Raw genomic sequence first — 13,129 nt, forward strand, 5'->3', positions numbered from 1 at the left:
ATCCTCATTCAATTTCGCGCAACGAGCAGTTGCAAAATGCTCAGTAAGCGCAATACCACTGTACCCCGGATTCGCGCATCTGTGTTGGGCGAATTCATCGGAACGGTGTGAGGCGGGTCGGCGGCCGGACCCTTCCACCGCTCCGCGGGCGGGCTATTCTGCGCTTCATGGAGACGCCTGACAACGCCACTGAAGCCCCCGCATCCACCAGAATCGCTGACCAGGACTGGGCCACCGCGGCCGCAGAGCCGCAGTACCGGGCCGCCGTGGTCGACCTGCTGGGAGCACTCGCCTACGGGGAGCTCGCGGCCTTCGAGCGGCTCGCCGAGGACGCGAAGCTCGCGCCGACGCTGGCCGACAAGGCGGAGCTGGCGAAGATGGCGTCCGCGGAATTCCATCACTTCGAGCGGCTGACGGACCGGCTGACCGCGATCGAGGTGGAGCCGACCGGCGCCATGGAGCCGTTCGCCAAGGCGCTCGACGACTTCCACCGCCAGACCGCGCCGTCCGACTGGCTGGAGGGCCTGGTGAAGGCCTACGTCGGTGACTCGATCGCCAGTGACTTCTACCGCGAGGTCGCGGCCCGGCTCGACTCGGACACCCGCTCCCTCGTCGTCGCCGTCCTCGACGACACGGGGCACGGCAACTTCGCCGTCGAGAAGGTGCGCGCCGCGATCGAGGCGGACCCGAGGCTCGGCGGCCGGCTCGCCCTCTGGGCGCGGCGGCTGATGGGCGAGGCGCTCTCGCAGGCCCAGCGCGTGGTGGCCGACCGTGACGCGCTGTCCACCATGCTGGTGGGCGGGGTGGCCGACGGATTCGACCTGGCCGAGGTCGGCCGCATGTTCTCCCGGATCACCGAGGCGCACACCAAGAGGATGGCCGCCCTGGGGCTGGCGGCGTAGCCCCTCCGGCGCCGGCGTCAGACGGCCGCCGACCGGCTGAGCCGGCGGTTGCGCGGCCTGATCAGCAGGGACAGGGTCACGGCGGCGATCAGCACCGAGCCGACCAGGGTGGCCGCCGCATGGCCGGACCCCAGGACCGAATGGGTGAGATACGCGCCGAACAGCGCTCCCAGCGCACCGGTGGACAGCACGGCGCGACGGGACGGAAGCCGGGGTGACAGGGAGCGCAGGGCCGCCCAGGAGAGGGCGAGTCCGAGCAGGACGGAGCCCAGGGTTTCGAAGATCACAGACGATCACCTCGCAGGTACGGGGCGGGCAAATCGGTCGTAGGCGGTACTACCCCCGGGCGGCGGAGGGCAACCCTCCCCGGCACAGGCTTCGCCCAGCCGTCGCACAGGAACGGCACGGCCGCCGGGGCCGCCGGTGTCCCTCGTGCACACCGGCGTCCCTGGCACGCGGCAGGGAAAGCGGGGAGCGGACAGCACGAAAAGCGGCCCGGCGGGGACATCCCCGCCGGGCCGCTTCCACGGTCTCTGCATCCTGGCGTGCCGCTACAGCGCGCCGAACCCCACCCGTCGGGTGCTGGGCTCGCCGATCTCCACGTAGGCGATCCGGTCGGCCGGCACCAGGACCTTCCGGCCCTTCTCGTCCGTGAGGCTGAGCAGCTGCGCCTTGCCGGCGAGAGCCTCGGAAACCACGCTCTCGACCTCTTCGGCGGAAAGCCCGCTCTCCAGAACGATCTCCCGGGGCGTGTGCTGCACCCCGATCTTGACCTCCACGGCTATGTCCCTCCGACGGTCAGTCCCTGCGCGGTGAACCGCGCCGTACGCAGCACACATTAGCCCGCTGAGGGGACCGGCCAGGGCCCGGCGGGCAACGCCCGCAGCGAACACCGGCTCCGGCCGCCCCGTCAGTGCTGATCGATGCCGTGCAGCGGGAAGCCCGCGATGCCCCGCCAGGCCAGTGAGGTCAGCAACTGCACCGCCGTGTCGCGCGGAATCGCGGACCGGCTGGAGAGCCAGTAGCGGGCGACCACCTGGGACACCCCGCCCAGGCCGACCGCGAGCAGCATGGACTCGTCCTTGGACAGGCCCGTGTCGCCGGCGATCACGTCGGAGATCGCCTCGGCGCACTGGAGCGAGACCCGGTCGACCCGCTCACGCACGGCTGGCTCGTTGGTCAGGTCCGACTCGAACACCAGTCGGAAGGCGCCGCCCTCGTCCTCGACGTACGCGAAGTAGGCGTCCATCGTCGCGGCCACGCGCAGCTTGTTGTCGGTGGTCGACGCCAGCGCGGTGCGCACGGCGTGCAGCAGCGACTCGCAGTGCTGGTCGAGCAGGGCCAGATAGAGCTCCAGCTTGCCCGGGAAGTGCTGGTAGAGCACCGGCTTGCTGACCCCGGCCCGCTCCGCGATGTCGTCCATCGCCGCAGAGTGGTAGCCCTGCGCGACGAAGACCTCCTGCGCAGCACCCAGGAGCTGATTGCGTCGGGCGCGGCGGGGCAGGCGAGTGCCCCGCGGGCGCGCCGCCTCGGTCTGCTCGATGGCTGTCACGCCGCCTCCCAAAATATTGATCGGACCCAGCAGTTCCGTGCACGCCGTGCCCTACCGACATCGTACTTTTGGGTAACCCCGGTATGCGCGGCGCGGACGCAGAATTTCACGGACCGGACGACTGCGGTAGCCACAGACCTCTCGGCCCTTGCCGCATAGCGGTGCGTATCAGCGGTAATCGTCCTCATCCTGTGCGACCACGCGCGCCTGTTCCGCCGCATCCGCCTCGTTCGCGGAGTCCCGGCCGGCATCCGTCAGGGGTTCGTCGTCCTGCGGCCGCAGTTCCGCCTGCTGCTCGGCGGCGTCCGCCTCGGGGGTCTCCTGTCCGGGTTCGTCCGGCTGGACGTCCTCGAAGGTCTCCGGGTCACTGGGGTCGACCGTCATGGTGACTCCCTTCCTTGTCTAGAGCCTAGGAGCAGGCCCCGAAAGGCGCTACGCGGTCTGTGACGGCGAACACATGAACCACGGTGTGATCGTCTCGTAACATTGCCGCATGTCTTCGACCGAGCTGCCGGGAGTCCGTGCCGCCGCCGCAGCGGTGGCCCCCACGGTGGGCGCCGTCAGGGTCGCGGAGGGGGAGAGGCTTCGCTCCGTCACGCTGCCCGGGCTGACGCTGACCGTCCGTTCGAGGCCGCCGGAGCGGACCGGGCTGCCGCCCGCGCTCTTCGTCCACGGGCTCGGCGGCTCCTCGCAGAACTGGTCGGCGCTGATGCCGCTGCTCCAGGACGTGCTGGACGGCGAGGCGGTGGACCTGCCCGGATTCGGCGACTCACCGCCGCCGGACGACGGCAACTACTCGGTCACCGGTCACGCCCGCGCGGTGATCCGATTCCTCGACGCCGAGGAGCGCGGCCCCGTCCATCTGTTCGGCAACTCGCTGGGCGGCGCGGTGGCCACCAGGGTCGCGGCGGTCCGGCCCGACCTGGTGCGCACCCTCACCCTGGTCTCGCCCGCGCTCCCCGAGATCCGCGTGCAGCTGTCGGCCGCGCCGACCGCCCTGCTCGCCCTTCCGGGCATCGTCTCCCTGTTCGCCCGGATGAGCCGGGACTGGACCGCGGAGGAACGCACCCGCGGAGTCATGGCACTCTGTTACGGCGATCCGGCACGAGTCTCCGAGAACGGCTTCCGCGACGCGGTGGCCGAAATGGAACGGCGGCTGGCGCTGCCGTACTTCTGGGACGCCCTGGCGCGCTCGGCACGTGGCATCGTCGACGCGTACACACTGGGCGGTCAGCACGGGCTGTGGCGTCAGGCCGAGCGCGTGCTCGCGCCGACCCAGCTCGTGTACGGCGGACGGGACCAGCTCGTCTCGTACCGGATGGCACGCAGGGCGTCCGCGGCCTTCCGCGATGCGCGACTGCTGACACTGCCCGACGCCGGGCACGTGGCGATGATGGAGTACCCGGAGACGGTCGCCCAGGCGTTCCGGGAACTGCTGGACGAATGCGGCGGGAGCTGATCCGGGGCGTGGGACGACACAGCCGAAAGGGCCCTGTGCCCAGGGCGCCCGAGAGCGGGCCGGCCGAGGCGAACGCGGAAGTGCGCGAGGGCGCCCGCCCCGTCTCCGGCAGCGGCCGGCGCAGACGGCCGGGCGACGGCCCGCCGGGCGGCGACGCCGACGGGCATACCCCTTTCGCGGGCGCGCCCCAGGTGCGCGGCGGCCATCCCGAACAGCGCGAACCCGGCGGTGGCTGGGGCACCGGGCCGACCGGCCGGTACACCGAACGGCCCGCCGCGCAGGCGCGCGCGCAGGACCCGGCGCCCGGACGGCCGCAGGGCCCGCGGTCCGCGCAGACACCGCGCAGCCCGCAGGGCACCGCCACCCGGCCGCTGATACCGGGACCGCGACGCGAGTTCGTCGAGGCCTTCGACAGCCCGCCCGCACCGCCCACCGCCCCCCGTGGACCCGCAGGGCCCGCCGATCCGTCCCGCTCCCTCACCGACCGGGACGAGCGTCCGCCGGCGTCGGACGACGACGACGACGCGAGGACGCCCGGCGAGGACGCCAGGGAACCCAGGTCCGGCCGGGGCCGCACCTTCACGGGCATCGCCGCGGCCGCCGTGACGACCGTGCTCGCGGTGGTCGTGGCCGGCCAGGTCGCCCACGACAGCGGCAGCCGGAGCGGCGCCGCGCAGGCCGCGGGCGTGGACCGGGGGAGCGGCGGCGACGCCTCCCGCTCGGACAACCGTGAGACGCCATCGCCCAAGGCGGCGGTGGTCAAGCCCCTTTCGTACGAGCAGAAAATGGCCAAGCCCTATCCGATGGCCCCGAAGCTGGCCGCTTCAGGGAAGTTCGCGGCGGTTCCCGGCGCGGCGAAGGCTCCGGGCAAGGGGCACAAGTACCGCTACCGGATCGATGTGGAGAACGGGCTCGGGCTCGACTCCGCGCTCTTCGCCCAGGCGGTCCAGAAGACGCTCAACGACGATCGGAGCTGGGCGCACGGCGGGGACATGACCTTCGAACGGATCTCCACCGGGGACCCGGACTTCGTCATCACGCTGGCCAGCCCCGGCACCACGGGCGACTGGTGCGCGAAGTCGGGGCTGGACACCACCGAGGACAACGTCTCCTGCGACTCCGCCGCCACCGAGCGCGTCATGATCAACGCCTACCGCTGGGCCCAGGGCTCGTCCACCTTCGGACCGGACAAGCTCTTCGCCTACCGGCAGATGCTCATCAACCACGAGGTCGGCCACCGGCTGGGCCACAACCATGTGAGCTGCGGCACGAAGGGTGCGCTCGCTCCGGTGATGCAGCAGCAGACCAAGTCGCTCGACATCGACGGCATCAAGTGCCGCCCCAACGCCTGGGTGTACCCGACCGGTTGAGGCCGGTCCGGGTCCCCCTGGGCGGTGGCCGGGCCGCTCCGGGCGGTCCGGCGGGAGCGGCCCGCGGATGTCCCGAGGGGTGTTCCGCCGGACGCCCTGTCCGCATCGTGAGATCGCTGTCTCATATCGCGTTGACATCGGGCAGGCGGTCGCCCATATTTCTCGGCATGTCACGCAGCCTCGTCACCTCCGATCGCGCCGCCATTGAGCTGGCGCTGATCGGCGTGACCGGGCACAGCGTCGCCGACGTCGACTGTTGCTGACGCCTGCCCGAGTGCGCGTCGCCCCCCCGTCCGAGCCCTGATGGCCCGGACCGTTCCTCCCCGACTGCCGCGCCCGGGCGTACTCCGTCCGCAGGCGCGGCAGCTCCAGTGTTCCGGTCACCTTCACCCCTGTCCCGACCGGTAGCGCGCTCAGGTCCCTCGTCGCCGCCTGCACGGAATCACTCGCTGTTTCCTTCATCCAGGCAGTACTCCGAGAGGTCACCTTCCGATGCGTCAACCGTCCGTCATATCGCGCCGCGTGGCAGCGGCCGCCGCAGTACTCGTCGTGGCCGCGGGAGCCGCGGCCTGCGGCCCCGAGGACAGCAGCAAGGGCAGCGACGACACCTCCGGCGCGGCGGGCGCCCCCGAGAAGGGCGGCACGCTCACCGTCCTCAACAGCCGCCCGCAGGAGGACTTCGACCCCGCGCGGCTCTACACCTCGGGCGGCGGCAACGTCCCCTCCCTCGTCTTCCGCACCCTCACCACCCGCAACCGGGAGAACGGTGCCGCGGGCTCGAAGGTGGTCCCCGACCTCGCGACCGACCTGGGCACGCCCAGCAAGGACGCCACGGTCTGGACGTACACGCTCAAGGACGGCCTCAAGTACGAGGACGGCAGCGCCATCACCAGCGCCGACATCAAGTACGGCATCGAGCGCTCCTTCGCGGCCGAGCTCTCCGGCGGCGCGCCCTACCTGCGCGACTGGCTGATCGGCGGGGCCGACTACCAGGGCCCGTACAAGGACAAGAAGGGCCTCGCCTCGATCGAGACGCCCGACGCGAAGACCATCGTCTTCCACCTGAACAAGCCCGAGGGCGAATTCCCCTACCTGGCCACCCAGACCCAGACCACCCCGGTTCCGAAGGCCAAGGACACCGGTACGAAGTACGAGGAGCACCCGCTCTCCTCCGGCCCGTACAAGGTCGTCAAGAACGAGGGCGACGGCGAGCGCCTCACCCTGGAGCGCAACCCGCACTGGTCGGCCTCGACCGACGAGGAGCGCAAGGCCTACCCCGACCGGATCGACGTCCGCTCCGGGCTCGACTCCGCCGTCATCAACCAGCGGCTGTCCGCCTCCCAGGGCACCGACGCCGCGGCCGTCACCACCGACACCAACCTCGGCCCGGCCGAACTCGCCAAGGTCAGCGGCGACAAGAAGCTCGCCGCCCGCGTCGGCACCGGCCACTTCGGCTACACGAACTACATCGCCTTCAACCCGAAGGTGAAGCCGTTCGACAACCCGAAGGTCCGCCAGGCCATCTCGTACGCCGTCGACCGCACCTCCGTGGTCAACGCCGCGGGCGGCTCCTCGCTCGCCGAGCCCGCCACCACCTTCCTGCCCGACCAGGCCTCCTTCGGCTACACGCCGTACGACGCCTTCCCGGCCGGCAAGGGCGGCAACGCGGCCAAGGCCAGGGAACTGCTGAAGGAGGCCGGTTACCCCAAGGGGCTGACCGTCACCCTCACGCACAACAACGACAAGAACTTCGAGACCAGCCCGGAGATCGCCACCGCACTGCAGGAGGCGCTCAGGAAGGCCGGCATCACCGTCAAGCTCCGCGGCCTGGAGTCCAACGCCTACTCGGACACGATCTACAACGTGAAGACCGAGCCGGGCTTCTTCCTCGGCGGCTGGGGTGCCGACTGGCCCTCCGGCGGTCCGTTCTTCGCCCCGATCTTCGACGGACGCCAGATCGTCAAGTCCGGGTACAACTTCAACGCCTCACAGCTGAACGACCCCGCGGTCAACAAGGAGATCGACGAGATCAACAAGCTGACCGACCTGAGCGCCGCCGCCAAGCGCTGGGGCGCGCTCGACAAGAAGGTCGGTGAGCAGGCGCTGACCGTGCCGCTGTTCCACCCGGTCTACAAGCGCCTGTACGGCGAGTCCGTCAAGAACGTCGTCATCAGCGACTGGACCGGCGTCCTCGACATCTCGCAGGTCGCGGTCAAGTAACCATGGCCGAGGCACTGCTGGTCAAGGAGGCGGGGGCCGTCGCGGCCCCCGCCTCCGGGGCCCATCCGTTCTGGCGCCGGCTGCGCGCCCGCCGTGCCGCCCTCGTGGCGGCCGGCATCGTCGCTCTGCTGGTCCTCGCCGCGCTCGCCGCGCCCCTGCTCACGGGCATCGAGGGCCAGAACCCCACCACGTACCACCCCGGTCTCGTCGACTCCGCCACCGGCGGCGTCCCGGTCGGGTCCTTCGGCGGAATCAGCGCCGAGCACTGGCTCGGCGTCGAACCGCTCACCGGACGCGACCTCTTCGCGCGCGTCGTCTACGGCGCCCGCGTCTCGCTCGGCGTCGCGCTCGGCGCGACCCTGCTCCAGGTGGCCATCGGCGTCGTCGTCGGCCTCTCCGCCGGGCTCGGCAACCGCTTCGTCGACCAGGCGCTCAGCCGGGTCACCGACGTCGTCGTCGCCCTGCCGGTCATGGTGATCGCGCTCGGCGCGCTCGCCGTAGTCCCGGCCGGCTTCCCCCGCCCGGTCCTCATCGCCGTGATCGTCGGCCTGGTCGGCTGGTCCGGCATCTCGAAGATCGTCCGCGCCCAGACCCTCTCCCTGAAGTCGCGCGACCACGTCGCGGCCGCCCGGCTCAGCGGCTGGAGCTCCTGGCAGATCGCCCGCCGTGAACTGCTGCCCTCGCTGGCCGCGCCCGTGATCACGTACGCCGTCCTGCTCTTCCCCGGCAACATCGTCGTCGAGGCGGCCCTGTCCTTCCTCGGCGTCGGCATCAAGCCTCCGACACCGTCCTGGGGACAGATGCTCAGCGACGCCGACACCTGGTACCAGGCCGCGCCCACCTACCTGCTGATCCCGGCGCTGCTGCTCTTCGTCACCGTGCTCGCCCTCACCGTCCTCGGCGAGGGTGTGCGCACCGCGCTCGACCCGCGCGCCGCCTCCCGGCTGCGGATCGGCACCGGGCGCAAGAAGGAGGCCGGAGCATGAGCTTGTTCCTGCTGCGCCGCCTCGGCGGGGCGTTCTTCGTCCTGCTCGCCCTCAGCGTCGTCGTCTACGCCGCGTTCTACGTGGCACCGGGCGACGTCGCGCAGATCGCCTGCGGACCGCGCTGCTCGCCCGCGCAGGTCGCCCAGGTCAGCGAGCAACTGCACCTCGGCGACCCGGTGTACGTGCAGTACGCGCACTTCCTCCAGGCCCTGGTCGCCGGACGCGACTACTCCACCGGTACCGGAGTGGTGCACTGCCAGGCCCCGTGCCTGGGACTCTCGTACCAGAGCGGCCAGCAGGTCACCCAGCTGATCGTCGCCAAGCTGCCCGCCACCGCCTCGCTCGCCGTCGGCGCTTTCGTGCTGTGGATGCTGCTGGGCGTCGGCACCGGACTCCTCTCGGTGTGGCGGCGCGGCCGCGCCACCGAGCGCGTCCTCACCTGGATCACCCTGGCCGGCATGGCGACGCCCGTCTTCGTGATCGGCCTGCTGCTGATCATCATCTGCGTCACGGCGCTCCAGATCCTGCCGTTCCCGGACTACGTCCCCCTGACCGAGAACCCGGAACAGTGGGCCTGGAACCTGCTGCTGCCCTGGATCTCGCTCGCGCTCGTCTCCGCCGCCCCGTACGCCCGGATGACCCGGGCCTCGATGCTGGAGACGCTGGCCGAGGACCATGTCCGCACCTTCAGGGCGTACGGGGTCAGTGAGCGCACGATCGTCGGACGGCACGCCCTGCGCGGGGCGCTCGCGCCGGTGATCGCGCTCGGCGCACTCGACATCGGCTCGATGTTCGGCGGTGCCGTGCTCACCGAGTCCCTCTTCGGGATTCCGGGCGTCGGGCGCGAACTCGTCGAGGCCGTCAAGCAGGTGGACCTCCCGGTCGTCGTCGGACTGGTGCTCGTCACCGGGTTCTTCGTCGTCCTTGCCAATGCCGTCGCGGACGTCCTCCAGGCGATGGCCGACCGACGGGTGGTGCTGTCATGAGTCTCGTCGAGGTCACCGATCTCTCGATCTCGTTCGGCGACGTGCACGCGGTGCGCGGACTGTCCTTCTCGCTGGAGGCGGGCGGCGCGCTCGGAGTCGTCGGCGAGTCCGGCTCCGGCAAGAGCGCCTCCGCCTACGCCCTGCTCGGGCTGCACCGCGGGACCGGCGCGAAGGTCGGCGGCTCGATCCGGGTCGCCGGCGTGGACGTCCAGGCCGCGGCGGACGCCGAACTGCGCGGGCTGCGCGGGGCGAAGGCCGCCATGGTCTTCCAGGACCCGCTCTCCTCGCTGGACCCGTACTACGCGGTCGGCGACCAGATCGCCCAGGTGTACCGGGTCCACCACCGCGTCTCCCGGCGGGCCGCGCGGACCAGGGCCGTGGAGGTGCTGGACCGGGTCGGGATCCCGGACGCGGTACGCCGCTCACGGTCCAGGCCGCACGAGTTCTCCGGCGGGATGCGGCAGCGGGCGCTCATCGCGATGGCGCTGGCCTGCGAACCGGAACTGCTGATCGCCGACGAGCCGACGACCGCGCTCGACGTCACCGTCCAGGCGCAGATCCTCGACCTGCTGCACGATCTGCGCCGCGAGACGGGCATGGGACTGCTGCTGGTCACCCATGACGTGGGCGTGGCCGCCGAGTCGGTGGACGAGGTGCTGGTCATGCAGTCGGGGCGCGCGGTGGAGCGCGGTCCGGTGGCCGAGGTGCTCGGCGCGCCCCGCGAGCCGTACACGAAGGCGCTGCTGTCGGCGGTGCCGCGCATCGCCCCGGCGGCGGAGAAGGCCCCCGACGGGGCCGGTGCCACGGCGGCCGCCGAGGGCGATGTGCTGGTCGACGCCGAAGGCGTGCGGCAGGTGTTCGGGCGCGGGAAGTCCGCACTGGCCGCCGTCGACGGGGTCTCCCTCACGGTCCGCCGCGGCGAGACGCTCGGCATCGTCGGCGAGAGCGGCAGCGGCAAGACCACCCTCGGGCGGATGCTCGTCGGCCTGCTGGAACCCACCTCCGGCCGGATCGGCCGGGCGGCCCGGGTCCAGATGGTCTTCCAGGACCCGGTCTCCTCGCTCAACCCGCGCCGCTCCGTCGGTGAGTCGGTGGCCGACCCGCTGCGGGCGCGCGGGGAGCGCGACGAGGGCGTGATCAGGGCGCGCGTGGGGGACCTGCTGGGACGCGTCGGCCTCGACGCGGAGCAGTACGACCGCTATCCGCACGAGTTCAGCGGCGGGCAGCGCCAACGGGTCGGGATCGCGCGGGCGCTGGCCGCCGAACCCGAGCTCATCGTCTGCGACGAGGCGGTCTCCGCGCTCGACGTGACGACCCAGGCCCAGGTGACCGCCCTGCTGGCCGAACTCCAGCGGGAGCTGGGCCTCGCCCTGGTGTTCATCGCCCACGACCTCGCCGTGGTACGCCAGGTCAGCGACCGGGTCGCCGTCATGCGGCAGGGCCGGATCGTGGAGGAGGGCCCGGTGGAGCAGGTGTACGGCGAGCCCCGCGACCCCTACACGCGGCAGCTGCTGGCGGCCGTCCCCGCCCTCGATCCGGCGCTCGCGGCGGTGCGCCGCGCGGCCCGCAGGGAGCTGGCCGCAGCCTGACCCTCCGTAATCGACTGCCTCTATAGCGCGACGGAACGCTACCGGGGCGGGAAAGTTACGACGGTTCACCCCTTTCGGTGGTGCGACGGACAACCGTCCGTCGCACCACCGGCGTATCCGCTTACGGTCGTCCCGCTGCGAGTCGCCGATCCAACGGCGGCCGCTCACAAGGGAGATCGGGGGTGTGCTCGTGCGGATCGGACTGCTCACCGACGGTGGTTATCCGTATGCGTCCGGTGAGTCCAGACTCTGGTGCGACCGTCTGGTGCGCGGGCTCGCGCAGCACGAGTTCGATCTCTTCGCGCTCAGCCGTACCGCCGAGCAGGAGGCGCAGGGCTGGGTCCAGCTCCCGCCCCAGGTCAGCCGGGTGCGGACCGCCCCGCTGTGGACCGCCGACGAGGACACCCTCGGCCTGCACGCCCCCAGGGGGCTGCTCGCACGGCTGCTGACCGGTGGGGGCGCGCGGACGTACGGGCGGCGCGAACGACGGCGCTTCGTCACCCACTTCACGGCGCTGGCGACCTCGGTCTGTGTGACGGGTGCGACGGGCGGGGAGCGGGACCTGGGCCGGGACGTGGACCGGGAGGGCGGGGACAGGGACGCGGCGGCCGGCGGCCCGGATCCGCGGATCGCGGACGCGCAGTTCACCGAAGGCCTCTACGGACTCGCCGAACTGGCCTGCGAACACGGCGGACTTCCCGCGGCGCTCCGCTCCGAGACAGCCCTGCGGATTCTGGAGGCGGCCTGCGGGGCGCCCGGCACCGGACGCACCGTGCAGACCGCCACCGTCCCCGATCTCCTCGCCTTCGCCGCGGAACTCGACCGGGCGCTGCGCCCGCTCTCGCTCGACTGGTACGACGAGGAGAGCCTCGGTGCCGTCGACCTCTGCCACGCCGCGTCCGGCGGCGCCGCCGCGCTGCCCGGACTGCTGGCCAAACGCTTCTTCGGGGTGCCGCTGCTGGTCACCGAGCACGCCGTGCAGCTGCGGGCGCACTACCTCGCGGCGACGGGTACGCCGGTGAGTGCGCCGGTGCGTGCGCTGCTCGCGAACTTCCACGGACGGCTCGCCACCGAGGTCTACCGGCAGGCCGCCCTCATCACCCCCGGCAACACCCACGCCCGCCGCTGGCAGGAGCGCTGCGGCGCCGAACCCGCCAAGCTGCGCACGGTCCACCCCGGCATGGAGTCCGGCCGCTTCGCGGCACTCGGCGAGAGTGAGGACGACGGCGGCCCGGACACGCTGGTCTGGGTCGGCCGGATCGAACCGGCCAAGGACCTGATCGGGCTGCTGCACGCCTTCGCCGAGGTGCGCAGGGCCGAGCCCGACGCCCGGCTGCGGATCATCGGTGCGCCGGCGCAGGGGCCGGAGGGCGCCACCTATCTCGCCCACTGCCGCGCGCTCGCCGACCAGCTGTTCCCCGACGAGGCCGTGGACGCACACGCGATCGGCGACAGCCCGGTCTCCTTCGAGGACATCGGCGGCGCCGAGATCCCCGACCTCGCCCAGGCCTACGCGGCGGGCGGCGTGGTGGTCCTCTCCAGCGTGGTCGAGGGCTTCCCGATCAGCCTGGTCGAGGCGATGTTCTGCGGCCGGGCCACGGTGTCGACGGACGTCGGCGCGGTCGTCGAGGTGATCGGCGGCACCGGGCTCGTGGTACCGCCCCGCAACCCCCGGGCGCTCGCGGACGCCTGCCTGGCGCTGCTGCGCGACCCCGAGCGCCGTGCGCGCCTGGGAGCCGCGGCGCGCGCCCGAGCGCTCGAACTCTTCACCGTCGAACAGAACCTCGCGGCATTTCGCGGCATTTACCTGGAGCTGATCTCGCAGGCACCGGTGCGCAGGCCGCCCGTGGCGGACGACGACGGCGGTCCGCGCCCCTTCGCCACCCCGCCGGAGGCCCACGTCCTCGGCCTGTGGCCGGAGCCGGACGACGAGCCGGAGCCTCGGCCGGCCGGGCGGACACCCAGCTGGGCCGGTCAGGGAGTCGGCGCCGGAGCGCGCGGCGCGGGGGACGGCGATGTGTGACCAGGAGACGGCCGGGCCGGGCCGTACGAAACGACCGGGACC

Annotated in this window: 13 protein-coding genes; 9 read left to right on the forward strand and 4 right to left on the reverse strand. The window is 72.0% G+C overall.

Annotation, left to right across the window (positions count from 1 at the left end):
* Nucleotides 1–167: 167 nt before the first annotated feature.
* A complete protein-coding gene (locus OG408_RS26185) occupies nucleotides 168–902 on the forward strand; it encodes a ferritin-like fold-containing protein (protein ID WP_266782522.1) in 735 nt (244 codons plus the stop codon).
* Between the two features lie 17 nt (nucleotides 903–919).
* On the opposite strand, the gene OG408_RS26190 is transcribed toward OG408_RS26185, so the two are convergent.
* From OG408_RS26190 to OG408_RS26205, 4 genes are all read right to left on the reverse strand, one after another.
* Nucleotides 920–1,189, reverse strand: coding sequence for a hypothetical protein (locus OG408_RS26190; RefSeq protein WP_266782524.1), 270 nt, complete (start codon nucleotides 1,187–1,189; stop codon nucleotides 920–922).
* A 264-nt stretch (nucleotides 1,190–1,453) separates the two neighbouring features.
* The gene (locus OG408_RS26195; protein WP_266782526.1) at nucleotides 1,454–1,681 is read right to left on the reverse strand and encodes a DUF3107 domain-containing protein; all 228 of its coding nucleotides are present in this window, start codon (nucleotides 1,679–1,681) and stop codon (nucleotides 1,454–1,456) included.
* Nucleotides 1,682–1,812: 131 nt separating this feature from the next.
* Nucleotides 1,813–2,454 carry a TetR/AcrR family transcriptional regulator gene (locus tag OG408_RS26200; protein WP_093549980.1) on the reverse strand — a complete coding sequence of 214 codons (642 nt, stop codon included), beginning with the start codon at nucleotides 2,452–2,454 and terminating at the stop codon, nucleotides 1,813–1,815.
* Between the two features lie 168 nt (nucleotides 2,455–2,622).
* Nucleotides 2,623–2,838, reverse strand: coding sequence for a hypothetical protein (locus OG408_RS26205; protein ID WP_266782528.1), 216 nt, complete (start codon nucleotides 2,836–2,838; stop codon nucleotides 2,623–2,625).
* Between the two features lie 109 nt (nucleotides 2,839–2,947).
* Between OG408_RS26205 and OG408_RS26210 the strand changes: the two genes are divergently transcribed.
* The 8 genes from OG408_RS26210 to OG408_RS26245 all read left to right on the forward strand — a co-directional run bounded on the left by OG408_RS26210 (nucleotide 2,948) and on the right by OG408_RS26245 (nucleotide 13,087).
* Nucleotides 2,948–3,913: an alpha/beta fold hydrolase gene (locus OG408_RS26210; RefSeq protein WP_326672272.1), complete on the forward strand. Its 966-nt coding sequence runs from the start codon at nucleotides 2,948–2,950 to the stop codon at nucleotides 3,911–3,913.
* On the forward strand, nucleotides 3,898–5,283 hold the full coding sequence (locus tag OG408_RS26215; protein ID WP_326672274.1) for a DUF3152 domain-containing protein: 1,386 nt from the start codon (nucleotides 3,898–3,900) through the stop codon (nucleotides 5,281–5,283). The genes OG408_RS26210 and OG408_RS26215 overlap by 16 nt, the downstream gene beginning before the upstream one ends.
* A 167-nt stretch (nucleotides 5,284–5,450) precedes the next feature.
* A complete protein-coding gene (locus OG408_RS26220) occupies nucleotides 5,451–5,546 on the forward strand; it encodes an Ms4533A family Cys-rich leader peptide (protein WP_323178015.1) in 96 nt (31 codons plus the stop codon).
* Nucleotides 5,547–5,775: 229 nt separating this feature from the next.
* Complete coding sequence (locus tag OG408_RS26225; RefSeq protein WP_326672277.1) at nucleotides 5,776–7,503, forward strand: ABC transporter substrate-binding protein; 1,728 nt, start codon at nucleotides 5,776–5,778, stop codon at nucleotides 7,501–7,503.
* 2 nt (nucleotides 7,504–7,505) lie between these two features.
* Nucleotides 7,506–8,489 carry an ABC transporter permease gene (locus tag OG408_RS26230; RefSeq protein WP_266782534.1) on the forward strand — a complete coding sequence of 328 codons (984 nt, stop codon included), beginning with the start codon at nucleotides 7,506–7,508 and terminating at the stop codon, nucleotides 8,487–8,489.
* The gene (locus OG408_RS26235) at nucleotides 8,486–9,475 is read left to right on the forward strand and encodes an ABC transporter permease (protein ID WP_266782536.1); all 990 of its coding nucleotides are present in this window, start codon (nucleotides 8,486–8,488) and stop codon (nucleotides 9,473–9,475) included. The genes OG408_RS26230 and OG408_RS26235 overlap by 4 nt, the downstream gene beginning before the upstream one ends.
* Nucleotides 9,472–11,064 (forward strand): dipeptide ABC transporter ATP-binding protein, encoded by a 1,593-nt coding sequence (locus OG408_RS26240; protein WP_266782538.1) that lies wholly within the window; start codon nucleotides 9,472–9,474, stop codon nucleotides 11,062–11,064. The genes OG408_RS26235 and OG408_RS26240 overlap by 4 nt, the downstream gene beginning before the upstream one ends.
* 190 nt (nucleotides 11,065–11,254) lie before the next feature.
* The gene (locus OG408_RS26245; protein WP_326674593.1) at nucleotides 11,255–13,087 is read left to right on the forward strand and encodes a DUF3492 domain-containing protein; all 1,833 of its coding nucleotides are present in this window, start codon (nucleotides 11,255–11,257) and stop codon (nucleotides 13,085–13,087) included.
* The last annotated feature ends 42 nt before the right edge of the window (nucleotides 13,088–13,129 follow it).

Origin of the sequence: Streptomyces sp. NBC_01257 (genome assembly GCF_035917255.1) — a bacterium.
Lineage (GTDB): Bacteria > Actinomycetota > Actinomycetes > Streptomycetales > Streptomycetaceae > Streptomyces.